At 61.2% G+C, this 21,018-nt stretch carries 18 protein-coding genes and 1 pseudogene; 13 read left to right on the forward strand and 6 right to left on the reverse strand.

The genetic code is table 11. The features are described 5' to 3' along the window. Positions 1 to 54 precede the first annotated feature (54 nt). Positions 55 to 897, reverse strand: coding sequence for a substrate-binding domain-containing protein (locus tag AB5Y99_RS20965; RefSeq protein ID WP_368210801.1), 843 nt, complete (start codon positions 895 to 897; stop codon positions 55 to 57). Between the two features lie 255 nt (positions 898 to 1,152). Here AB5Y99_RS20965 and AB5Y99_RS20970 point away from each other — a divergent pair, with 255 nt between their 5' ends. Both AB5Y99_RS20970 and AB5Y99_RS20975 read left to right on the forward strand, forming a co-directional pair. Beyond that, a complete protein-coding gene (locus AB5Y99_RS20970; RefSeq protein WP_005353777.1) occupies positions 1,153 to 2,508 on the forward strand; it encodes a sigma-54 dependent transcriptional regulator in 1,356 nt (451 codons plus the stop codon). 25 nt (positions 2,509 to 2,533) lie between these two features. Next, entirely contained in the window at positions 2,534 to 4,636 is a 2,103-nt protein-coding gene (locus AB5Y99_RS20975) for a cache domain-containing protein (protein WP_368210802.1), read from the forward strand. Positions 4,637 to 4,716: 80 nt separating this feature from the next. On the opposite strand, the gene AB5Y99_RS20980 is transcribed toward AB5Y99_RS20975, so the two are convergent. Together AB5Y99_RS20980 and AB5Y99_RS20985 are read right to left on the reverse strand one after the other, a co-directional pair. Beyond that, positions 4,717 to 5,583 carry a helix-turn-helix transcriptional regulator gene (locus tag AB5Y99_RS20980; RefSeq protein WP_013723539.1) on the reverse strand — a complete coding sequence of 289 codons (867 nt, stop codon included), beginning with the start codon at positions 5,581 to 5,583 and terminating at the stop codon, positions 4,717 to 4,719. 4 nt (positions 5,584 to 5,587) lie between these two features. Then, positions 5,588 to 6,463, reverse strand: coding sequence for a formate dehydrogenase accessory sulfurtransferase FdhD (locus AB5Y99_RS20985; protein WP_368210803.1), 876 nt, complete (start codon positions 6,461 to 6,463; stop codon positions 5,588 to 5,590). A gap of 195 nt (positions 6,464 to 6,658) precedes the next feature. Between AB5Y99_RS20985 and AB5Y99_RS20990 the strand changes: the two genes are divergently transcribed. The 10 genes from AB5Y99_RS20990 (at position 6,659) to AB5Y99_RS21035 (ending at position 17,084) form a co-directional block, all read left to right on the forward strand. Further along, positions 6,659 to 7,684, forward strand: a complete 1,026-nt coding sequence (locus AB5Y99_RS20990) for a hypothetical protein (RefSeq protein WP_368210805.1) — start codon at positions 6,659 to 6,661, stop codon at positions 7,682 to 7,684. Positions 7,685 to 8,053: 369 nt separating this feature from the next. Beyond that, on the forward strand, positions 8,054 to 8,632 hold the full coding sequence (locus AB5Y99_RS20995) for a DUF3305 domain-containing protein (RefSeq protein ID WP_201943357.1): 579 nt from the start codon (positions 8,054 to 8,056) through the stop codon (positions 8,630 to 8,632). Further along, positions 8,625 to 9,218 carry a DUF3306 domain-containing protein gene (locus AB5Y99_RS21000; protein ID WP_368210806.1) on the forward strand — a complete coding sequence of 198 codons (594 nt, stop codon included), beginning with the start codon at positions 8,625 to 8,627 and terminating at the stop codon, positions 9,216 to 9,218. The genes AB5Y99_RS20995 and AB5Y99_RS21000 overlap by 8 nt, the downstream gene beginning before the upstream one ends. 103 nt (positions 9,219 to 9,321) lie before the next feature. After that, positions 9,322 to 11,067 (forward strand): 4Fe-4S binding protein, encoded by a 1,746-nt coding sequence (locus tag AB5Y99_RS21005; protein WP_368210808.1) that lies wholly within the window; start codon positions 9,322 to 9,324, stop codon positions 11,065 to 11,067. A gap of 9 nt (positions 11,068 to 11,076) precedes the next feature. Then, a complete protein-coding gene (locus AB5Y99_RS21010; RefSeq protein WP_368210810.1) occupies positions 11,077 to 11,694 on the forward strand; it encodes a molecular chaperone in 618 nt (205 codons plus the stop codon). Between the two features lie 117 nt (positions 11,695 to 11,811). Beyond that, on the forward strand, positions 11,812 to 12,015 hold the full coding sequence (locus AB5Y99_RS21015) for a transcriptional initiation protein Tat (protein WP_005303194.1): 204 nt from the start codon (positions 11,812 to 11,814) through the stop codon (positions 12,013 to 12,015). Between the two features lie 23 nt (positions 12,016 to 12,038). Continuing rightward, positions 12,039 to 14,915 carry a formate dehydrogenase subunit alpha gene (locus AB5Y99_RS21020; RefSeq protein WP_368210812.1) on the forward strand — a complete coding sequence of 959 codons (2,877 nt, stop codon included), beginning with the start codon at positions 12,039 to 12,041 and terminating at the stop codon, positions 14,913 to 14,915. 4 nt (positions 14,916 to 14,919) lie between these two features. Then, the gene (fdh3B, locus tag AB5Y99_RS21025) at positions 14,920 to 15,546 is read left to right on the forward strand and encodes a formate dehydrogenase FDH3 subunit beta (RefSeq protein WP_005334799.1); all 627 of its coding nucleotides are present in this window, start codon (positions 14,920 to 14,922) and stop codon (positions 15,544 to 15,546) included. After that, entirely contained in the window at positions 15,543 to 16,514 is a 972-nt protein-coding gene (locus AB5Y99_RS21030) for a formate dehydrogenase subunit gamma (protein ID WP_069528638.1), read from the forward strand. The genes fdh3B and AB5Y99_RS21030 overlap by 4 nt, the downstream gene beginning before the upstream one ends. 159 nt (positions 16,515 to 16,673) lie before the next feature. Beyond that, on the forward strand, positions 16,674 to 17,084 hold the full coding sequence (locus tag AB5Y99_RS21035) for a hypothetical protein (RefSeq protein ID WP_013723543.1): 411 nt from the start codon (positions 16,674 to 16,676) through the stop codon (positions 17,082 to 17,084). 87 nt (positions 17,085 to 17,171) lie between these two features. Here the strand turns inward: AB5Y99_RS21035 and AB5Y99_RS21040 are convergent, their stop codons facing one another. Continuing rightward, complete coding sequence (locus AB5Y99_RS21040) at positions 17,172 to 17,936, reverse strand: substrate-binding periplasmic protein (protein ID WP_368210814.1); 765 nt, start codon at positions 17,934 to 17,936, stop codon at positions 17,172 to 17,174. A gap of 274 nt (positions 17,937 to 18,210) precedes the next feature. Here AB5Y99_RS21040 and AB5Y99_RS21045 point away from each other — a divergent pair, with 274 nt between their 5' ends. After that, positions 18,211 to 19,926 carry an NAD-dependent malic enzyme gene (locus AB5Y99_RS21045; protein WP_058055721.1) on the forward strand — a complete coding sequence of 572 codons (1,716 nt, stop codon included), beginning with the start codon at positions 18,211 to 18,213 and terminating at the stop codon, positions 19,924 to 19,926. Between the two features lie 89 nt (positions 19,927 to 20,015). Here AB5Y99_RS21045 and AB5Y99_RS21050 read toward each other — a convergent pair whose 3' ends face one another. After that, on the reverse strand, positions 20,016 to 20,357 hold the full coding sequence (locus tag AB5Y99_RS21050; protein WP_368210815.1) for an RT0821/Lpp0805 family surface protein: 342 nt from the start codon (positions 20,355 to 20,357) through the stop codon (positions 20,016 to 20,018). After that, a pseudogene (locus AB5Y99_RS21055) lies at positions 20,354 to 21,018 on the reverse strand (hypothetical protein); the annotation flags it as partial. The pseudogene AB5Y99_RS21055 and the gene AB5Y99_RS21050, both read right to left, overlap by 4 nt.

Here is a 21,018-nt window from a genome sequence, read left to right on the forward strand (position 1 = left end):
CCTCAGCGAACCGGGGGAGGGCCATCAACCTCATCGCAAGAGTCAGCGTTGCCATTATTTCCCGTTGGCATCCGCTACAAACAGCGCCTGACCCGCCACCTTGAAGTCGCCGATCAACTTCTGGCCATGCTCGGAGACCAGCCAGTTCTTCAGGGTGCGGGCCCCTTCGGTGTTGAGATCCGGGTAGCGCTTGGGGTTGACCAGGATCACCTGATAGGGGTTGAACAGGCGCTTGTCACCCTCCAGCAGTACGGCGAGATCCAGCTTGCTCTGGTAGGCGAGCCAGGTGCCGCGGTCGGTCAGGGTGTAGGCACCCAGCTCCGAGGCCATGGTCAGGGTGGGGCCCATCCCCTGGCCGATGGATTTGTAACCGGCAAACTCGGGTTTGACGTCTGCGGCTTGCCACAGGGTCTTCTCCTTGATGTGGGTACCGGACTCGTCACCGCGGGAGATAAAGGTCTGGCCCTGCTCCTTGATGGCTTGCAGCCCCTTGGCCGCGTCGTGCAGTTTAGCCAGACCCGCCGGATCTTTCGCCGGGCCGACGATGACGAAGTCGTTGTACATCAGGTGCACCGGCTCGATGCCAAAGCCCGCGTCGACGAACTTCTTCTCGGCAGAGGGGGCGTGGGTCATCACCAGATCCGCATCGCCATTCTCGCCCATCTTCAGGCTCTGGCCGGTACCGGCCGCCATCACCTGCACCGGATAGCCGGTCTCCTTGGTGAACTGGGGCAGCAGCCAGCCCAGCAGACCGGACTGTTCGGTACTGGTGGTGGTGGCGAGGCGGATCGGCGCTTTTGTGGCATTAGTATCCGCTTCGGCATGGGCCGTACCGGCGATCAGCAGGCTGGCGGCGAGGGAGAGGGCAAAACGTTTGAGGCTGGTTTTTATCGTCATCGTGATGCAACTTTTTTCAGGGTGGCTGAGGAGAGGGCAAGAGTAAGCAAGCAGGGTGCCAAACTGTTCCTTTGCCGGTGCATTCACGGTTTGCCGTTTAAAAACAGAAGCTTATTAGAATCAATTAGGTGAGCTTGTTATCGCTTTTAATAATTGGTGTTGGTGCTTTTGATACGGTAAGGACAAAATGTCCCACTAAGGTTCCGGTTATCGGGACATTCATCGACCGTACGTGCATCCGAGGTACTTTTTTCCATGACACTCCCTCCCAGCCGCTGGTCTGCCCTCTCCCTGCTTATCGTTGACGATGAGCCCGGCATGCGCAGCTTTCTGGCCAAGGCGCTGGCCAAGCGCTTCGCCCAGATTGAGACAGCCGCCAGCGTGGAGGAGGCGGAAGCCCTGCGCTGCCGCCTTCACTTTGACCTTATCATCGCCGACATCCGGCTGCCGGGGCGCTCCGGCATCGAGTGGCACGAGGCCATAGACCCGGCCACTCGCCGCAGCGACATCATCTTCATGACCGGTTTTGGCGATATGGAGACCGCCCTCAAGGCGCTGCGCCTCGGCGCCAGCGACTTTATCCTCAAGCCCTTCAACCTCGATCAGATGGTGCAGGCGGTGGACAGAGTCATCGAGCGCCGCCAGATGGAGCGGGAGAATCTGCTGCTGCGCCGGGAGGTGAGCAAGCTGTTCCCGCCCACCCTGATCGGCGACAGTGCCAAGACCCGCGAACTCAAGACGCTCATCGCCAGAGTGGCCCCCTCCAATGCCGCCGTGCTGGTGGAGGGGGAGTCCGGCACAGGTAAGGAGTTGGTGGCTCGCGCCCTGCATCAACTCTCCGGCCGTATGGGGGCCTTTGTGCCCCTCAACTGTGCCTCCATCGCGCCGGAGCTGCTGGAAAGCGAGCTGTTTGGCCACGTGCAGGGGGCCTTTACCGGCGCCCGCAAGGGGCGCGACGGCCTGTTCCGGGTCGCTCACCAGGGCACCCTGTTTCTGGACGAGATCGGCGAGATGCCGCTCGCCATGCAGGCATCCCTGCTGCGGGCACTGGAGCAGAAGGCCATCCGCCCGGTGGGGGCCGAGCGCGAATTGGCGGTGGATGTGCGCATCGTCGCCGCCACCAACCGCAACCTCAAGGCCGAGGTGGAGGCGGGCCGCTTTCGCGAAGATCTCTTCTATCGCCTCAACGTGGTGGCGCTGCCGGTTGCCCCGCTGCGGGAGCGGATCGACGACATCCCCGCGCTGGTACACCACTTTACCCGCCAGCTCACCGCCGAGATGGGAATGGGTTCCTTGAGCTGGACCCACGAGGATGTGGTGGCGATGCAGGCTTACCCCTGGCCCGGCAACGTGCGGGAGCTGCGCAACCTTATCGAGCGCTGCCTGCTGCTGGGCAAACCTCCGGCGGATTACTGGCAGAGCAGCAAGCTTGCCGAACAGGGGGCGAGCGAGGAGGGCTATCCGCTGGCGTGGCCGCTGGCGGAGGTGGAAAAAGCCCACATCCTGCAAGTAGTGGCGAGCCATGATGGCAACAAGTCGGCCGCCTCCCGGGTGCTCGGGGTGGCGCGCAAGACGCTGGATCGCAAATTCAAGGAGTGGGCCATCGAATGAGGAAGGCTGACTGGATGGGGTGGCGATGAAACTGACCCTGCTCTCCCGCTGCATGCGCGCCCTGTTGCCCCGTTGCGTCCGCACCAAGGTGCGCTGGCGCCTGCTGCTGCTCACCTCGGTACCCATCATGCTCACCCTGGTGGGCATGATCGCGCTCACCCTCTACTGGACCCTCACCTACAGCTGGCAGAACCTGCTCACCACGGTGCGCAGCGATCTCGGGGTGGCCCACCACGCCATCACGGTGCAGCAGCAGCGCCAGACCGAGCATCTCGAGCATCTGCGCGATGCCTGGGCCTTTCAGCTGCGGCTGCGGGAATCGCCGGATCAGCTGCATGACTGGGTGATGCCGCTGGCGGCCAACTATGGTCTCGATTTTCTGCGCTTGCGCCGTGGCCCCGAGCTGGATCAGCTGACGGCGCAGGAGCGCGCCGCCCTCACGGCCGGTCGCAGCGTCAGTCACTTCGTGGTCTGGTCGCAGCAGGAGATGCTCGCCCTCTCCCCGCAACTGGCCAAGCGGGCCATGCTGTGGCAGCGGGATGGCACCAAAGTGGTGGAGAACCGGGGGCTGATCAGCCTCTCGCTGACGCCGGTGATGGGCCGCGACGGCTCCCTTTGGGCGGTGCTGGAGGGGGGCGAGCTTGTCAACGGCAGCACCCGGCTGGTGGATGAGCTCAAGGGGCAGGTGTTTGCCAAAAATACCCTGCCGGATGGCAGCGTCGGCACCGTCACCCTGTTTCTCGACGATCTGCGGGTGAGCACCAACGTACCGGTCAGCAGCAGCCGTCAGGTGGGTCGGGCGGTGGGCACCCGGGTCTCGCCGCCAGTGCGCGATCAGGTGCTGGGACGGGGGGAGATGTGGGTTGACCGCGCCTTCGTTCACGACGCCTGGTATGTCTCGGGCTACGAGCCGCTTTTGGGCGCCAGGGGCGAGCGGATCGGCATGCTCTATGTCGGTTTTCTCGAGTGGCCCATTATCCGCACCTACCTCACCAATCTGGTGGAGCTGGGCTCCGGCGTGGTGCTGCTGTTGCTGCTCTCCGGCCTGCTGGTCTATCGCGGCGCGCGGGATCTCTTCTCCCCCATCGAGCGGATGCACAAGGTGGTGCGGCAGGTGCAGGCCGGGGAGTCGGCTCGCATCGGCCCGCTGGCCCTCGACCCCGACCACGAGCTGGCCCAGCTCGGTCGCCAGTTTGACGCCATGCTGGACAGGCAGGAGGCGCACCAGCAGCAGATGGCTCGCAGCGCCGACGAGCTGGAGCAGAAGGTGGCCGAGCGCACCCAGAGCCTCGAGCTCAAGACTGCGGAGCTGGAAGATCATATCCATATGCTGACCGAGGCGCGCCAGCAGCTGCTGATCAGCGAGAAGCTGGCGGCCCTTGGCGAGCTCTCGGCCGGGGTGGCCCACGAGATCAATAACCCGCTGGCGGTGATCCTCGGCAACGTGGAGCTGATGAAGCTGGAGCTGGGGGAGGCGGCCGAGCCGGTCAGCGAGGAGCTGGCGCTGGTGCTGGCCCAGATCGAGCGCATTCGTGCCATCACCCGCAGCCTGCTGCAATATTCGCGCCCCGGCGATTACGAGACGGCGCCTGTGTGGCAGCACCTCAATCCCATCATCGAGGAGAGCCTGACTCTGGTGCGCTCCGCCCTGCGCCAGCAGCAGGTGGCGCTGGTGGCCGATCTCAGGGCCCAGCAGCCCATTGAGGCAGATCGACAGCAGTTGCTGCAGGTTCTGATAAACCTCTTGGTCAACGCCAGCCACGCGCTGGGGGAGCAGGGGGAGATCTGGGTCGAGAGCCGCGACTGGTTCGATGAACTGGGTCAGCTGCGCGGGGCAGAAGTGCGGGTGATCGACAACGGCAGCGGCATCGAGGCGGCCATTATCGACAAGATCTTCGACCCCTTCTTCACCACCCGCGCCACCGGCACCGGGCTGGGGCTGGCCCTGAGCCACCGCATCATCAGTCGCTGGGGTGGGGAGCTCTTGGTGGACTCCACCCCGGGGCAGGGGAGCTGCTTTACCGTGCGGCTGCGCAGCCACGCCCTGTTGCCCAGCGGCAGCGAGCCCGCGAAACTGGAAGGGTGGCGCATCGCCCTCAATGCCGAGGGGCGTGAGACAAGCGATTGATGCTGTTATAAAAAGGCCCGTGATAAAAACAGCCCGTCAACATGGTTGGCGGGCTGTTTTGTCTGTGGGTGAGTGGTTATTTACTGCGGACTCCACACCAGCTTGCCGCTCTGGGTCAGATCATAGCCGCCGAGGCGGGCCGCCAGCTCGCGTCCCTCGGGGGATTGCAGCCAGCCGATCAGCTGTTGCAGCAGGGTGCGAAAGAAGACCCCCTGCGGCATCACCAGATCGAAGCACTCCTGCGACAAGGGCATAAAGCCGAGGCCAAACTCGGTGGCGGTGCTCTGGGCGCCGGGCCCGACATCCGCATCGCCGCGGCTGATGGCGGCGGCCAGCTCCCGCTCGCTGTTGACCTCGAGGGTGCGCTCCAGCCGGGTCAGCGACTCCCCCTGGGTTTGCAGCCACTCCTGCAGGGCGCGCTGGCTGCCAGCCCCCTCCTGACGCATGGCCCAGCGCCAGTCGAGCGCCTCTTTCGCCTCCTTGGGTTGCAGCCCTTGCCGCAGCACCAGCCCCTGCACCCGCCTGAATCCATGAACGATCACCCATTGCCGGTGGCCCTGATACTGCTGCACCAGCGCCGGGTGGCGCAGGTGCGCCTCCTCGGCCTGCCCCCAGTGGATGGCGCAGAGATCCACATGGCCGCGCGCCAGCATCGCCAGCCCCTGACGGGTGCCGCACGGGGTGTAGCCCACCAGTGCCTGGGTGCCGAGCTGCTGTGCCAAGCGGCTGCTGGCGTAGTGGAGCAGCACATCGTCGGAGCCTGCCAGCAGCAGCCGGTCGTTCATCACCCCCTCGTGGCAACTGCCGAGCAGCCAGCGGTCGAGCAGGGAGCGGGGAAACAGCCACTTGCCGGTCGCCTTGGTGGCGGGGATACGCGCCTCGTTGGCGAGCTGGTAGACCTTCTTCTCGTTGAGATCGAGGTATTCCGCCACCTGCTTCACGTTCATAAACTCATTCATGGCTTAGTCCCGCATCCCGCATCCCGCGACCGGCCGGACTGGGCGCCAGCATCGGCGGCTTCTCGTCCAGCACCATATGGTCGTGACCGCTGAATACCTCGAAGTGGCGCCCCTTGGCGCGGGCAATCATGGTGATGCCGAGCTGGCGGGCGAGATCCAGCCCCATCTGGGTGACGCCGGAGCGCGACAGCAGCACCGGAATGCCCATCTGCGCCACCTTGATCACCATCTCCGAGGTGAGCCGCCCTGTGGTGTAGAAGATCTTGTTGCTGCCACTTTCGCCGCGCATCCAGAGCTCGCCCGCCAGGGTATCCACCGCATTGTGGCGTCCCACATCCTCGACAAAGGAGAGGATTTCGCTACCGCGACAGATGGCGCAGCCATGGACGGCACCGGCCATCTTGTAGGTTTCGTTATGGGCCGACAGCGCCTTGAGCAGGGCGTAGAGGGTGCTCTGTTTAAGCTCGGGCGCCGCCAAAACCACCCCTTCGAGCTTCTTCATCACGCTGCCATACATGGTGCCCTGACCGCAGCCGGAGGTGACCGTCTTCTTCTCCAAGGATTTGTCGAGATCGGCGGCCTGCTGGCTGCTCACCACGGCGGCGGCCTCGCTCTCCCAGTCGACGATCACCGACTCGATGGCCGAAATATCCTCGATAAAGCCCTGATTTTTCAGATAACCCAGCACCAGCGCCTCGGGACGGGCACCCAGCGTCATCAGGGTTACTATCTCCTTCCAGTTGAGGTAGACCGTCAGTGGCCGCTCACAGGCGATTTGGCGGGTGTTCATCGTGCCCTGTTCATCCATCACCTCGACGGCCATGGTGAGCTGGGCTGCTGCATTGCTTTTGATAAAGGTCGGTGTCATGGGCCCCTCGCGACCGGTTGCCGGGATCTAAGGGGAGGGATACAGCAAGTTTTGTTCCAGATTGAGCAGAATATACGAAGTGAATATGGATGTATTTAATAAAACAACTGTTCGTAATGGGTTGATTTATTACTTGTTTAACACCTATTAAGTGGTATAACGATTTCCTTGGCTCTATATTTTATGGAGATAAATATGGAAATGAAGTTATGTCGAATTTGTTGGAATACAGCAGCTTGGAGGCGACCAACAGGGGAGGCAGCAGAGTTAGAAACTGGGGGTAGTTATGTCGCCCAGCATGGATATGGGCATGAAGAATGGCTATTTAATTATGAGTGGATGATAGATGGATTTAGTTATGGATTTGTTCAGCCAATAGGGAAGTTTCATGCCAGATATGCAGGTGAAACAACATCTCTTTGTCTTTATACAATTACTCCAGATAGAACCAGGTTGATAGTGGGTGTGATACATAAAGCCTATATCCCTACACTTTATGAAACACAAGAAATATATAATGAGTTTGAGCGTCGCGGTTGGATTAAACAGATGAGAGAAGACTGCGAAGTCTTAAATGTTGGGCCTTTTAATTCGGATGGTATAAGCGAAGGTGGTGTTATCAATATAAGGTTTAAGCCTGAAGATGTAGAGTTTTTTGATCCTATGTTAACCGTTGATTCAGAACATACTATTTCTCGAAATTATCGATACCATCCTTTTAATTGGGATGGGGACATATCGTCTGTAATGGATCTTATAGAAAGTAATTTAAATAATGGTAGTAAACGTTCAGAACAATCTAGAATGCGTTCAGCTCAAGCGGGAGCCCAGTATGATCCGACACATGTCCGTCTCCAAAATAGAGTTTATGATATTTTAACTTCCCATTTCGGAGATGAAAATGTTTTTTATGAGAGGGATTATGTTGATCTTTCAGTTGACATGTCTAACAAATTTATTTTAATCGAAATAAAGACGGCATCAACAGCGAAACGCTGCATTAGAGAAGCAATTGGGCAGTTATTAGAGTATGCACATTATTACGGCAAAGATAAAAACTATGAGTTAGTCGTTATGGGTGATGCCCCTTTGACGAAGGAAAGTGAAATTTATATTTCATTGTTGCAGAATAAATATAACATACCCTTGTTTTATAGCCAATATATCTGGCAGGAGAACTTATTGATAGGTTGGGGAGAAAATATAAATCTCGTATGTTGAGCCAAAGCGTAGGTTGGTGCAGAGCGAAGTGAAGCCCAACGTTTACCGCGAACAGCCTTATCAAAGCAATAATCGGATAATTCAGAGTTATTCGATTATTGCCATCCCTGCTGATTAGGTTATGGCGGATTGGTCTGACTCCGTATGTTGGGCTTCGCTGCGCTCAGCACCAACCTACGCCCGCGCCGATCCATATCCCGCACAACGCGCCAACCCGCAGCAATGCCTCCATCAACTACCAAACCTGCCTTGGCCCCACTCTTGCTAAGTCTTATCCCATTGATGGCCGTGGCCGCCATAAAACTCCTGCCCTGATCCACCCCGAACTGGGTGGTTTATGGGGGAGGGCGGCCCGGCAGAGACCTTCTGATGGGAGCCGTGACAGTGCAAGAGACAACCAATACCTTGCCCCCGCAGCGCTGGCTGCAACTGGAGTTAAAGGCCATCGACAGCCAGGTTGGCCGCTGGCAGAGCCGCCGTTTCGAGATTGCGGCGCTCCACCCCGCCGAACCTGAGGCTGCCGGTGCCTTGCCCCTTACCCTGTTTCGCGATGAGCGGGGGGATTATCGCTTCAACCTGAGTTCCGGCTCGCCCCGCCTCTTTGTCACCGGAAGCCGCGTGGACAGTGGTTTTGTGGCCGACGGCCTGACCCTGAGCCAGACCGTGGCCGCCGCCTATATGGATGGCGAGCGGCAGGTGCTCTCCTGCCCGCTGCCCGAAGCGCTGCAAGCCTGGGTGGAGGCCTTTATCGGCCGCCACGGCGAGCTGCTGGAGGCCCGTCGCAAGGGCAAGAAGGGCAAGGGGCGGGCCCAGGATCAGCTGGGAGTCGATAGCCAGGATCAAGCCAGCTGCGGCGCCGTGAAACCCACCGGCCCCGATGGCCGCGAGCGTGGCAGCGACGCCGGAACCTGTGCCGTAAACAAGGCCGGAAACAGCGCCCATGAGTGAGTTCCTCAAGCGCTGGTCGTCTCGCAAGAGTGAGGCGCGCAAGCATCAGGTATTGCAGCCACGGGAAGAGGTTAGCCCCGAGGCTGTTGCCGCCCTCATCGAAGGCTGTGGCGAAGCTGAAACTCCAGATACTGCGCTGGATAGCCCCGTAGTCAGCACTGACAAGGGGAGTTGTGAACCCCTTGCCGTTGAGGGGGCCGAGAGTGGCGAACCGCCGCTAACAACAGCCCAGCTGGGCAAGGCCAAACTCCCCGACAGGGAGGCGCTGCGGGCCATGTTTCGCAGCCATAAGCCGGATGGGCTCGACGACTACACCCAGGATTTCAGCCAGCCCGAATGGCTGCCCGCAGCCCTGACCGCCGGGCTGCGCAACTGGCTGGTGGATCAGGTAATCGCCCCGGAGAGCGAATCGGCCAATCCGGCCAGCGGCTCCGCTGAACCGGTGGCGGTTGTCAGCGCACCTGCCGCCGACGAGCTGGCTGATAACCATTCTCAAACCCACACCGACGATCGGGACATTTTGGTTTCCTGTGGTGGACAAAATGTCCCAACCAAAGGTGGAGGAATGGAACCCTCAGGATCCTGACTCCCTGTCAGTCACTTTTTTCCCGGGGGAGTTGGCTCGCCTCTTGCTCTCTCGGCTTACCAACAAGCGCCCATCCCATGAGGTGGCGCGCACAGGAGCGTATGTGAGCACTGAACAAACATTGCCAAATCTGGCCCCAAATCTAGCCTCCAATCTTGCCCATGGGGCGGGGGCGGCCGAGCATAACGCGCGCGCTCGCGCCTATGCCCTGCAGCATACGGTCAAGACCGACAACCTGATCCCGGCCACTGTCTCTTACCAGAGTCAGGGGCGCCTGCTGCTGGTCGGCCCGGAAGATCGCATTCGCCGTGCTGCCAACCTGCTGCCTGCCGGGGTGAAGCCCACTCTGCTGGTGATCGAAGCGGTCCACGATGCCGAGGCGGCCGATCTCGAAACCATTTTCGATGCCACCGCATCCCTCGCGGCCCTGACCCTGCGCGAACCGGGCCTGACAGGGTATCTGGGGCAGTTCCAGCTTACCGGCCTTAATGGTCAGGGTGAGCGGGTTAATCTGGCGGCGCTCTGTTTTACTCAGCTGGCTGCGGAAAATGGCGAACCACGCTTTGATCTGGTGGCCGATCTGGGCCGCACCCCGCTCTTTGCGCTGGAGCGCCCGCCGGTCGGTTATCTGCATCTTGCCGATGACCAAGGGCTGGCCGAACGGCTTGCCGAGATCTGCGCACTGACCGGTATTTTCGACAAGCCGCGCTATTTTCGCCTCGACCCCGAGGCCTGCGCCTTTACCGCCCGCGGCGTGCCCGGTTGCAGCCGCTGCCTCGATGTCTGTCCGACCGATGCCCTCAAGCCCATCAATGGTCGCATCCAGATCGATCCCCATCTCTGTCAGGGCTTTGGTAGCTGCGCTTCTGCCTGTCCGACCGGGGCGATTGCCTATCACCAGCCCGATGCCAACACCAGCGGCGACTACCTGTTCCGATTGCTCAAGCACTACCGAGAGGCGGGTGGCGAAGCGCCTCGACTGCTGATCGCCGGTGAAAACGAGCGCGAATGGGTGGAAGCCGAACTCACCCGCCTGCCCGCCAACTGGCTGCCAGTCTGGGTGGAGGAGAGTGCGAGTTTGGGTATCGAGAGCTGGTTCGCCGCACTCTCCTATGGCGCCAGCGCGGTGAGCATTGCGCTCGGTGACGATGCCCCCGCAAGTGTGCGGGCACTGGTTGAGCGGGAACTGGCGAGCGCCGCCGTGCTGCTGGTGGGCGCTGGGCTTGCTGCCGATCGCATCGCCCTGTTTAACCCGGATGCCGAACAAGATAAGCCGATCTCCTGTGAGTCAGCCGTTGCCCTGCTGGAGAAGCCGCTCAAAGGGGACAAACGGGAAAACCTGTTTGCCGCCTTCGATGCCCTCTGGCAGGCCAACGAAGGGAGTCGCGAGCCGCTGGCGGTGCCCCACGGTGCCCCATACGGCAGTGTGGAACTGAAAGAGTCTGACTGCACCCTCTGCATGGGCTGCGTGGCGGTCTGCCCGAGCCGCGCCCTGCATGCGGTTGGGCACACGCCCGGCCTCAACTTTATCGAGCAGGACTGCATCCAGTGCGGCATGTGCGAAAAGGCGTGCCCCGAGCAGGCCATAGTGCTCACGCCCCGCCTGCAACCCGTGCCCGAGGCGCGCCGCGCCGTGCAGAGCCTCAAAGCCGAAGAGGCGGCCTGCTGCATTCGCTGCTCCAAGCCGTTCGCGCCCGCCTCGATGATCCGCCGCATCCAGCAAAAACTGGCCGGTCACTCCCACTTCCAGAACGAGGCCGCCCAGCGGCTGCTGATGTGCGAGGAGTGTCGGGTCAAGGATGTGTTTGCGGCGCTGGCGGCGGATCCCGTCTCCCAGCTCAAGGTGTGAGGGCCAGTGATGAGTGAACAACATAACGAAAAGGCTGGCGAACTGACCATGACCGAACTGGAACAGAGTAGCGCCGATCTCTACGCCCTGCTGGCAAGCCTCTGGCGCGCCGCCCCCCGTGACGAACAGCTCGCCTGGCTGCAAGGGTTGCAGCCGATGCCGGGCCCCTTTGCCAGAGGGCTGGGGCTGGTGCAGCTGGCGGCCAGCAGCCACCACGAAAACGAGCTTGCCGAGGAGTATCAGGATCTCTTTATCGGGCTGGGGCGCGGGGAGATCTTGCCGTTTGCCTCCTGGTATCTCACCGGCTCTTTGATGGAGCTGCCGCTGGCGGTGCTGCGCGCAGATCTGCAGTCCCTCGGTTTTGAGCGCCAGAGCGGAGTGTGCGAGCCGGAAGATCATCTGGCCGCCCTCTGTGAGGTGATGGCGGTACTGATTGGCGAGCAGCATCCGGAGCGCAACCGCTTCTATGAGCGCCACCTTGCCCCTTGGGTACTCGCCTGCTGCCGCGATCAGCAACAGGCGAAAGGGGGCAGCTTCTACCGGGCGGTCGGCGCCCTTGCCGAAGATTTCTTCAAGCTGGAAAACGAATTGCGCCTGCCGTTTGGCGCCTGCGTGGTGAGGGGCTGAACGCCCTTATCTGCGCATAACAAGAGCTGCGCATAACAAAACGAGCAGACGAGATATCCCATTGGACGCGAAGCTGGCGCGCAGGCGCCAGCAAGAACAACAACAGAGGTCACAAGAATGAGCGATGAACAGCTGAAAGACCCGTCTCGCCGCAATCTGATCAAGGGAGTTGGCGTGGTCGCCACCATAGGCGTATTGGCCGGTGCCACCGGTCGGGTGGTGGGCAAAGAGGTGCTGACCCACGACACCGAGCCTGACAAGGGCTATCGGGAGACCCCCCATGTTCACGACTTTTATCGCACCCTGCGCGGCACCGACTGAGCCGGATCAGTGAAGGAGAACTCATGAAACTGACAAAACGTGCCGAGCAGCCCCAGGCGGGCGAGCAGGGCAATGAGGCCATTCGCGGTCAGGGGCTGACCCGCCGCGCCTTTATGGTCAACTCGGGTCTGGTGGCCGGTGGCGCCGTGGCCGCCGGTTGGCTGGCGCCAGCCATGATGCAGCGGGCCGAGGCCAAAACCGTGGCGGCCGAGGTGCCGGTCGAGGTGAAGCGCACCATCTGTTCCCACTGCTCGGTGGGCTGCGGCGTATATGCCGAGGTGCAGAACGGCGTCTGGACCGGTCAGGAGCCGGCCTTTGATCACCCCTTCAACTTGGGCGGTCACTGCGCCAAGGGGGCGGCCCTGCGCGAGCACGGCCACGGTGAGCGTCGCCTCAAGTACCCGATGAAGCTGGTGGGCGGCAAGTGGCAGCGCATCAGCTGGGATCAGGCCATCGAAGAGGTGGGCAACGAAGTGCTGCGCCTTCGCAAGGAGTCCGGCCCCGACAGCGTCTACTGGCTCGGCTCGGCCAAGCACTCCAACGAGCAGGCCTACCTGTTTCGCAAGATGGCGTCCCTGTGGGGCACCAACAACGTGGATCACCAGGCGCGGATCTGCCACTCCACCACGGTCGCTGGGGTCGCCAACACCTGGGGCTACGGCGCCATGACCAACAGCCTGAACGACATGCACAACAGCAAGTCGATCATGTTTATCGGCTCCAACCCGGCGGAGGCCCACCCGGTCGCCATGCAGCACATCCTGCTGGCAAAAGAGCGCAACGGCTGCAAGATTTTGGTAGTTGACCCGCGTCGCACCCGCACCGCCGCCAAGGCGGACATGTACCTCTCCCTGCGTCCGGGCACCGACGTTGCCTTTATCTGGGGCATGCTCTGGCACATCTTCAAGAATGGCTGGGAAGACAAGGAGTTTATCCGCACCCGCGTCTACGGCATGGACGAGGTGCAAAAAGAGGTGGCGCGCTGGACTCCGGCCGAAGTGGAGCGGGTGACCGGCCTCAACGAGCTGCAGGTCTATGGCGCCGCCAAGCTGCTGGCCGACAACCGTCCCGGCTGCGTGGTCTGGTGCATGGGCGGCACCCAGCACACCACCGGCAACAACAACACCCGTGCCTACTGCATCCTCGAACTGGCCCTCGGCAACGTGGGCAAGAGCGGGGCGGGCACCAACATCTTCCGCGGTCACGACAACGTGCAGGGGGCCACCGACTTTGGCGTCACCTCCGACTCCCTGCCCGGCTACTACGGTCTGGAAGAGGGCTCCTGGAAGCACTGGGCCCGGGTGTGGGACGTCGATTACGAGTGGATCAAGGCCCGCTTCGACAACAAGGCCTACAATGGCAAGCTGCCGATGAACAACAACGGCATTCCGGTCTCCCGCTGGGTGGACGGGGTACTGGAGAACGCCGATCTCATCGAGCAGGGCTCCAATATCCGCGCCATGTTCTACTGGGGCCATGCGGTTAACTCCCAGACTCGCGGCCCCGAGATGAAGAAGGCGATGCAAAAGCTCGACATGATGGTGATTGTCGACCCGTATCCCACCGTCGCCTCGGTAATGAACGATCGCACTGACGGCGTCTACCTGCTGCCGGCCACCACCCAGTTCGAGACCTATGGTTCCGTCACCGCCACCAACCGCTCCATGCAGTGGCGCGACAAGGTGATTGAGCCCCTGTTCGAATCCAAGGTCGACCACGAGATCATGTATCTGCTGAGCAAGAAGCTCGGCTTTGCCGACCAGCTGTTCAAGCACATCAAGGTGGAGAACAATCAGCCACTCTTGGAAGACATCACCCGCGAATATAACCGCGGCATGTGGAGCGTGGGCTACACCGGCCAGAGCCCGGAGCGGCTCAAGGCGCATCAGCAGAACTGGCACACCTTCCACAAGACCAACCTCAAGGCCGAAGGGGGCCCGGTCAGTGGCGAAGTGTACGGTCTGCCGTGGCCCTGCTGGGGCACCCCGGAGATGAAGCACCCCGGCAGCCACATCCTCTACGACACCAGTATTCCGGTGTCGGAAGGGGGCGGTGGTTTCCGCGCCCGCTTCGGCATCGAGTATCAGGGCGTCTCGCTGCTCGCCGAAGACTCCTGGCCGAAGGGGAGCGAGGTGGAAGACGGCTATCCCGAGATCACTGCCGACCTGATGAAGCAGCTCGGCTGGTGGGATGAGCTGACCGAGGCCGAGAAGAAAGAGGCCGAGGGCAAGAACTGGAAGACCGATCTCTCCGGCGGTATCCATCGGGTCGCCATCAAGCATGGCTTCGTGCCCTACGGCAACGCCAAGGCGCGCTGCGTAGTGTGGACCTTCCCGGATCAGGTGCCCAAGCACCGCGAGCCGCTCTACACCCCGCGCCGGGATCTGCTGGCCGACTACGCCACCTGGCCTGATTCGAAGAGCCTGTGGCGCCTGCCGACCCAGTACGCCTCGGTGCAGGAGAAGGACGTCAGCAAGGAGTTCCCGATCATCCTCACCTCCGGCCGTCTGGTGGAGTACGAGGGGGGCGGCGACGAGACCCGCTCCAACCCCTGGCTGGCTGAATTGCAGCAGGAGATGTTCGTCGAGATGAACCCGGCGGATGCCAACGATGTCGGTGTGCGCGATGGTCAGGATGTGTGGGTCGAGGGGCCGGAAGGGGGCAGGGTCAAGGTGAAGGCGCTGGTGACCCCGCGGGTCAAACCGGGGCTCGCCTTTATGCCGTTCCACTTCGGTGGCCACTTCGAGGGCAAGGATCTGCGATCCAAATATCCGGAAGGGTCTGACCCCTATGTGCTGGGGGAGTCGGTCAACATAGTCACCACCTATGGTTATGACCCGGTCACCCAGATGCAGGAGACCAAGGTCACCCTGTGCCGTTTTCACAAAGTAGGAGCCTGATCCCATGGCCAGAATGAAATTCATGTGTGACACCAAGCGCTGCATCGAGTGCAACGGCTGTGTGACGGCGTGCAAGAACGAGAACGACGATGCCCTCGAGTGGGGCATCCAGCGCCGACGGGTGGTGACCCTCAACGACGGCCTGCCGGGTGAGACCTCCATCTCGGTCGCCTGCATGCACTGCACCGATGCCCCCTGCATGGCGGTCTGCCCGGCCGACTGCTTCTATCACACTGACGACGGTATAGTGCTGCATAACAAGGATCTCTGCATCGGTTGCGGCTACTGCCTGTTTGCCTGCCCGTTCGGTGCCCCCCAGTTCCCGAAAACTGCCGCCTTTGGCGATCGGGGCAAGATGGACAAGTGCACCTTCTGCGCCGGTGGCCCGGAGGAGGATCACAGTGAGGCGGAGCGCCAGAAGTACGGTGCCAACCGCATCGCCGAGGGCAAGCTGCCCATGTGTGCCGAGCTCTGCTCCACCAAGGCACTGCTGGCTGGGGATGCGCAGGTTATCTCCGATATCTTCCGCGAGCGGGTTGCCTATCGCGGTGCCAAGGATGCGGCTTGGGGTAATGGCGATGAGCTGTTCCACGATGCCAGCAAGCTGAACAAGCAGGGAGGGGCGGCATGAAAACCTGGCTAATGGCCCTGTTTGCTGCCCTGCTGATGGTGAGTACCGCGAGTTTCGCCGATGCCGAGAAAGAGGCGGTCGGCTTTGCCGGCGCCGATTACTGGCGGGCGGTGAAGGATGGGCAGGAGGGGGTGACCACCTCCCGCTCGCCGGAGCACGGAGTGCTTATCTCGGTGCCGGGCCAGCTCTGGTTCGAGGTGAAGACCAAGTGGGTGTCGCCGCTCGGTGCCATCGCCATCTTCGGATCCTTGGCCATGTGCGGTCTGATGTATCTGGTGGTGGGGCAAACCAAGCTCTCCAAACCGCGCACCGGGCGCAAGCTCAAGCGCTGGAGCCGGCTGGATCGGGCGCTGCACTGGACCACGGCGGCCATGTTTCTGACCCTGTCCGGGTCGGGGCTGGCCATCATCTACGGCAAGTACTTCATCAAGCCGGTGGTGAGCCTCGGGGTGTGGGAGAACTGGATCTGGTTTGCCAAGGTGTTCCACAACTACGTGGGGCCGCTCTTCTTCCTCTGCCTGATGGGGGTACTCATCAAGTGGTTCCGCCACAACATCGTCAACATGGTGGATGTGCAGTGGTTCATGAAGTTTGGCGGCATGCTCGGCAAACACAAGGGAAGTCACCCCTCGGCGGGCTTCTCCAACGGCGGCGAGAAGGCGATCTTCTGGCTACTGATCTGGTTTGGCGGCATCGTGGTGGCGACCGGGCTGTTCCTTGATTTCCCCATCTTCGGCCAGCTGCGCCGTCAGATGGAGTGGGCCAGCTTCATCCATATCGTAGGCGCCTTGATCCTTATCTGCGGCTTCATCTTCCATATCTACATGGGCCTGTTCCAGCTGGAAGGGGCGCTGGAGGGGATGGTGACCGGCGAGGTGGACGAGACCTGGGCCAAGGAGCACCATGACCTCTGGTATGAGGAGGTGAAGCACACCCTCGATGAGCCCAAGGCGGGTAAATCAAGCTGATGGTCGACAAAGAGTAAAGAGAAGGGGCGCTGCGGCGCCCCTTTTGATGGCGGGTCGATTGTGATGGCAAATTGATTGAGCGATGCCGCAAACGGCGATGGTTTTTTGGGCCACCTTGAGCAACAGTAACAGGGGTTCCATTCACACAAGGGATGACAAATGATGAGAAAAGCATGGCTGGCAGCGGTATGTGCATCTGCGCTCTTCGGTGGTATTGCGGGCGTGGCGCAGGCGGCTGACGGGATCAAGACCCAGCAGGTGCAGTTCAAGAAGGGGGAGTCAGGGGCGACTATCAACGGCACCATTCAGGGTAGCCAGACCCTCGATTACAAGCTGACGGCCAACAAGGGCCAGAGCATGGTGGTGATCCTGACCGGCAAGCCCTACTTCAATATTCTGCCGCCGGGCAGCAAGGGGGAGGCGATGTTTATCGGCTCTACCGAAGGGAACAACTTTGAGGCAACCCTGCCCGCCAAGGGCACTTATACCATTCGGGTCTACCAGATGGGGGCGGCCGAGAGCAGCAAGGCCAAGACGCCGTTCAAGCTGGAGGTGGGCATCAGCGGCTAATGCCAGCAGCTGACAAGCATCACAGAGGTGGCGGCCACAAAGGGCCGCCACCGTTGTTTTATCCCCTCTGTTTTTGCCTCGCCAAGGTCAATATTCGCCCCGGGCCAGCCGTTCGAAGTAGCGCTTATAACGTCCGCTGGCGATGGCCTGCTGCAACTGCTGATTGAACTGATCCCGCAGTTTGGCTGAATCCGGCATCTTGCGCGGGAACATCACGAAGCTGTCGTTGCGCAGAAAAGGGGTCTGACTGTGGATGATGAGTGCCGCGCTGGCGGGGTCGAGCTGGCTCTGCAACTCGGCCAGACCGACTCGCAGCTCTTGCGGATAGAGGTCGATCCGCCCGCGCAGCAGCTTGCCGAAATTCAGTTTCACGTCGGTGACTTTCTGTTGGGTTACCTTGCCATCGGCCACCATCTTGTCCAGCTCGGGCCCGTAGCTGTAGGCGATATCGCCCCCCAACCGCATGCCGATGATCTGTTCAAGGCGCTCGGCCCGCAGCTGCCGTGATTTGAGGGAGAAGAAGACAAACTGCTCCTGCAGCACCGCTTCGCTGAACAGAAAATCCAGCTCCCGCTCCGGTTTGTGCATCCAGACGGCGGTGGCGTCGTAGAGCTGGCTGTTGGCCGCCAGCGAATAGACCCGACCCCAGGGGGCGAAGTGGAACTTCACCTCATAGCCCGCCTCCTTGAACAGATCGCTGATGAGGTGGGCCACTGGCCCGTGCTGTTTTGATTGCTCGGAGACGAAAGGGGGCCATTCACCCACGATGATGTTGAGCACCCGGCCCGGTGCGGCGAGAGCCGACTGGCAGGCCAGAAACAACCACAGAGCAAGCAGCGGGATCAGGCGCATGGCAGGAAGAAGGGGGCGCAGGCTGGCAGAGGCGAGGGCATCAGATCACTCCCGGCTGTGATGCGGTGAAAGGGGCTGGGTTGCCCGCAATGCTAACATGAGTCTCATTCCTTGCCGTGGATATTTGTCTCGCCGGGGTCGCCGGGCGCCTATTTTGGCCGCAGGGTATGCCCAAGCTCACAAAACCGATCGAGTAAACGTCATATGATTGATTTCATTATGAGTCTTGCTCTCCTGCCGAACGGCAATTTCACGTAAATCAAAGAGAATGACTATGGCTACCGGACAATATCTGCTGTGGAAAGATGCACAGGGACAGGATTTTCGCCCCGTTGCACTGACCGGCACTGATCTGCTTAACAATCGATACCTCAACAAGGGCACAGCCTTTACCGAACAGGAGCGGGCCGATTTTGATCTCGATGGTTTGCTGCCGCCTCAGGTGCAAACTTTTGAAGCCCAGCTCGAGCGAGTGTATGAGGGGTTCAAGAGCGCTTGCAGCGATATCGAGAAGTACCAGAACCTGCGTGCTCTGCAGGATCGCAACGAAACCCTGTTTTATGCCCTGTTGTCACGCCATGTGGAGGAGATGACTCCCTATATCTATACCCCGACCGTGGGCAAGGCGTGTCAGGAGTTCAGCCACCGCTTCCAGAAGCCGCGCGGCCTCTACATCACCCCGGACAACGTGGATGACATGGGCAGTCAGGCCCGTCACTTCGATGCCAAATCGATCCGCATCATAGTCGTCACCGACAGCCAGGGCATTCTGGGGATCGGCGACCAGGGTGTTGGCGGCATGGGCATCCCCATCGGCAAGCTGGCGCTCTATACCCTGGGGGCCGGTATTCACCCCGCCTGCTGCATGCCCATCGCGCTGGATGTGGGCACCGACAATCAGAAACTGCTCGATGACCCCATGTATCTGGGCCGCCCCCACAAGCGCATTCGCGGCAAGGAGTATGAAGAGTTCATCGACAAGTTCGTGCAGGGGGTCAAGCGCCACTTCCCCAACGCCGTGCTGCAGTGGGAAGACTTCAGCAAATCCAATGCCTTCAACAATCTGGCCCGCTACCAGCAGTCACTGCCGTCATTCAACGATGATATTCAGGGCACCGGTGCCGTGGTGCTGGCCGGTATCATCGGCGCGGTCAAGGTCAAGGGGGAGACCCTGGGCCAGCAGAACTATCTGGTCTATGGCGCTGGCGCCGGCGGGGTCGGCGTCGCGGATCAGATCTGCGCGGGGATGATCCGCGAGGGGATGGATCCGCAGGCGGCCCGCGATCGCATCTACATTCTGGATACCCAGGGGCTGGTGTGCGACAACCGGGACGGGCTCGACGAGTACAAGCGCCGCTACGCCAAACCGGGGTTGCTGCTGGCGGGTTGGGACACCGAGGTGCCCGGCAAGGCTAATCTGGCCGATGTGCTGCGTCATGTGCCCATTACCGTGTTGCTGGGTACCAGCGGCTCGGGCGGCGCCTTCCAGGAAGAGCATATCCAGCTGATGCTGCAGCATTGCGAGCGCCCCATGGTGTTCCCGCTCTCCAACCCGACCGCCAACTGTGAAGCGCTGCCGGAGGATATCTACCGCTGGAGCAAGGGCAAAGCCATTGTTGCGACTGGCAGCCCGTTCAAGGATGTGAGCTACGAGGGGCAGGAGTTCCGGGTCGGGCAGGGCAATAACGTCTTTATCTTCCCCGGTGTAGGTCTGGCGGCCATCGTCAGCCAGATCCGCGAGATCACACCCGATGTATTCACTACCGCCGCCTTTGCGCTGGCCGAGTGCGTGAGTGAGGTGGATCTGGCGAAAGGGGCCGTTTATCCCCGCATTCGCGAGCTGCGCAGCATCTCGGTGCATGTAGCGACCGCCGTGCTCAAGGATATCGTGCGCCGGGATCCCTCCCACCCGCTAATCGGTCAGGATCTGCAGCAGCATATCCTCAACCACATGTGGGAGCCGGTTTACCTGCCCTATCGTCGGGTATAACCGCGTATTCACCGCCCGGATAGCGGATCGGTAAAGATGACAAGGGGGTAGCGCTGCTACCCCCTTTCATTCATCACCCGTGGCACTCACTAAGTTCGCAATGGCCGCCAGCGCCCTTCCTGATTGCGACAGGCGGTATCCTGCCACTGCTGGCTGGCCTTGCCGATATAGAGTTGCTCGCGATAGTCGCGACACCACTCCCCGCTGGTATGGCGGAAGGTGCGTAGCGGGGTGACGCTACCCGAGTGACGGTTAGCCGGATTGAACCAGGTGAGGCTCTGCCCTTTGGTGCGGGTTTCCAGCGCTTTGGCAAGGGCCTGATTGGCCAGTTGAACATCTGTCTTATCCATCTGATGGTAAAGTGGCGGAGTGTCGACCGTGGCGCAGCCAGCGAGGCCGAGCAGGAAGAGTGGTAGCAGATAACGCATCATGGTTGCCCCTGTTGGCGAAAACCGTTGTTGAGCAGCGCCCGCTCCTGCTCATCGGTAAGCACTTGCTGGCGATCATCGACCGTGCCGTCACCTCTTAGTTTGTTGCCATTGGCATCGACGGCATCCACACCGTTGTCATCGATTGTGCCATCGCCTCTGAGTTTGTTGCCGTTGGCATCGACAGCATCCACACCGTTGTCATCGACCGTGCCATCGCCCCTGAGTTTGTTGCCATTGGCATCGACGGCATCTACGCCGTTGTCATCGACTGTGCCATCGCCTCTGAGCTTGTTGCCGTTGGCATCGACGGCATCCACGCCGTTGTCATCAACGCCATTGCCAAACCCGCGGCCACCCCCATGGCGTTCTCCCCCTGCATGTTTTTCTCCACCACCATGCTGCTCTCCGCCGGCATGCTCGCCCTGGCCGCCCCGGTCATCGCTGCCCCCATCGCTGTCGCTGCCACCGCCGCTGTCGCTGCCTCCGCCGCTGTTGCTGCCTCCACCGCTGTTGCTGCCTCCACCGCTGTTGCTGCCTCCACCGCTGTTGCTGCTTCCACCGCTGTTGCTGCCTCCGCCGCTGTCGCTGCCTCCGCCGCTGTCGCTGCCTCCGCCGCTGTCGCTGCCTCCGCCGCTGTCGCTGCCTCCGCCGCTGTCGCTGC

It is taken from the genome of Aeromonas sp. R4-2 (assembly GCF_040908295.1).
Classification (GTDB): domain Bacteria; phylum Pseudomonadota; class Gammaproteobacteria; order Enterobacterales; family Aeromonadaceae; genus Aeromonas; species Aeromonas veronii.

Bases quoted from the DNA above. Each gene is read 5' to 3' on its own strand.
- AB5Y99_RS21020 (WP_368210812.1), top strand. From the start codon at position 12,039: ATGAAACTGACAAAACGTGCCGAGCAGCCCCAGGCGGGCGAGCAGGGC.
- AB5Y99_RS20990 (WP_368210805.1), top strand. From the start codon at position 6,659: ATGGAAATGAAGTTATGTCGAATTTGTTGGAATACAGCAGCTTGGAGG.
- fdh3B (WP_005334799.1), top strand. From the start codon at position 14,920: ATGGCCAGAATGAAATTCATGTGTGACACCAAGCGCTGCATCGAGTGC.
- AB5Y99_RS20975 (WP_368210802.1), top strand. From the start codon at position 2,534: ATGAAACTGACCCTGCTCTCCCGCTGCATGCGCGCCCTGTTGCCCCGT.
- AB5Y99_RS20995 (WP_201943357.1), top strand. From the start codon at position 8,054: ATGGGAGCCGTGACAGTGCAAGAGACAACCAATACCTTGCCCCCGCAG.
- AB5Y99_RS21040 (WP_368210814.1), bottom strand. From the start codon at position 17,936: ATGCGCCTGATCCCGCTGCTTGCTCTGTGGTTGTTTCTGGCCTGCCAG.
- AB5Y99_RS21000 (WP_368210806.1), top strand. From the start codon at position 8,625: ATGAGTGAGTTCCTCAAGCGCTGGTCGTCTCGCAAGAGTGAGGCGCGC.
- AB5Y99_RS21015 (WP_005303194.1), top strand. From the start codon at position 11,812: ATGAGCGATGAACAGCTGAAAGACCCGTCTCGCCGCAATCTGATCAAG.
- AB5Y99_RS20970 (WP_005353777.1), top strand. From the start codon at position 1,153: ATGACACTCCCTCCCAGCCGCTGGTCTGCCCTCTCCCTGCTTATCGTT.
- AB5Y99_RS21045 (WP_058055721.1), top strand. From the start codon at position 18,211: ATGGCTACCGGACAATATCTGCTGTGGAAAGATGCACAGGGACAGGAT.
- AB5Y99_RS20980 (WP_013723539.1), bottom strand. From the start codon at position 5,583: ATGAACGTGAAGCAGGTGGCGGAATACCTCGATCTCAACGAGAAGAAG.
- AB5Y99_RS21030 (WP_069528638.1), top strand. From the start codon at position 15,543: ATGAAAACCTGGCTAATGGCCCTGTTTGCTGCCCTGCTGATGGTGAGT.
- AB5Y99_RS21035 (WP_013723543.1), top strand. From the start codon at position 16,674: ATGATGAGAAAAGCATGGCTGGCAGCGGTATGTGCATCTGCGCTCTTC.
- AB5Y99_RS20965 (WP_368210801.1), bottom strand. From the start codon at position 897: ATGACGATAAAAACCAGCCTCAAACGTTTTGCCCTCTCCCTCGCCGCC.
- AB5Y99_RS21050 (WP_368210815.1), bottom strand. From the start codon at position 20,357: ATGATGCGTTATCTGCTACCACTCTTCCTGCTCGGCCTCGCTGGCTGC.
- AB5Y99_RS20985 (WP_368210803.1), bottom strand. From the start codon at position 6,463: ATGACACCGACCTTTATCAAAAGCAATGCAGCAGCCCAGCTCACCATG.
- AB5Y99_RS21010 (WP_368210810.1), top strand. From the start codon at position 11,077: ATGAGTGAACAACATAACGAAAAGGCTGGCGAACTGACCATGACCGAA.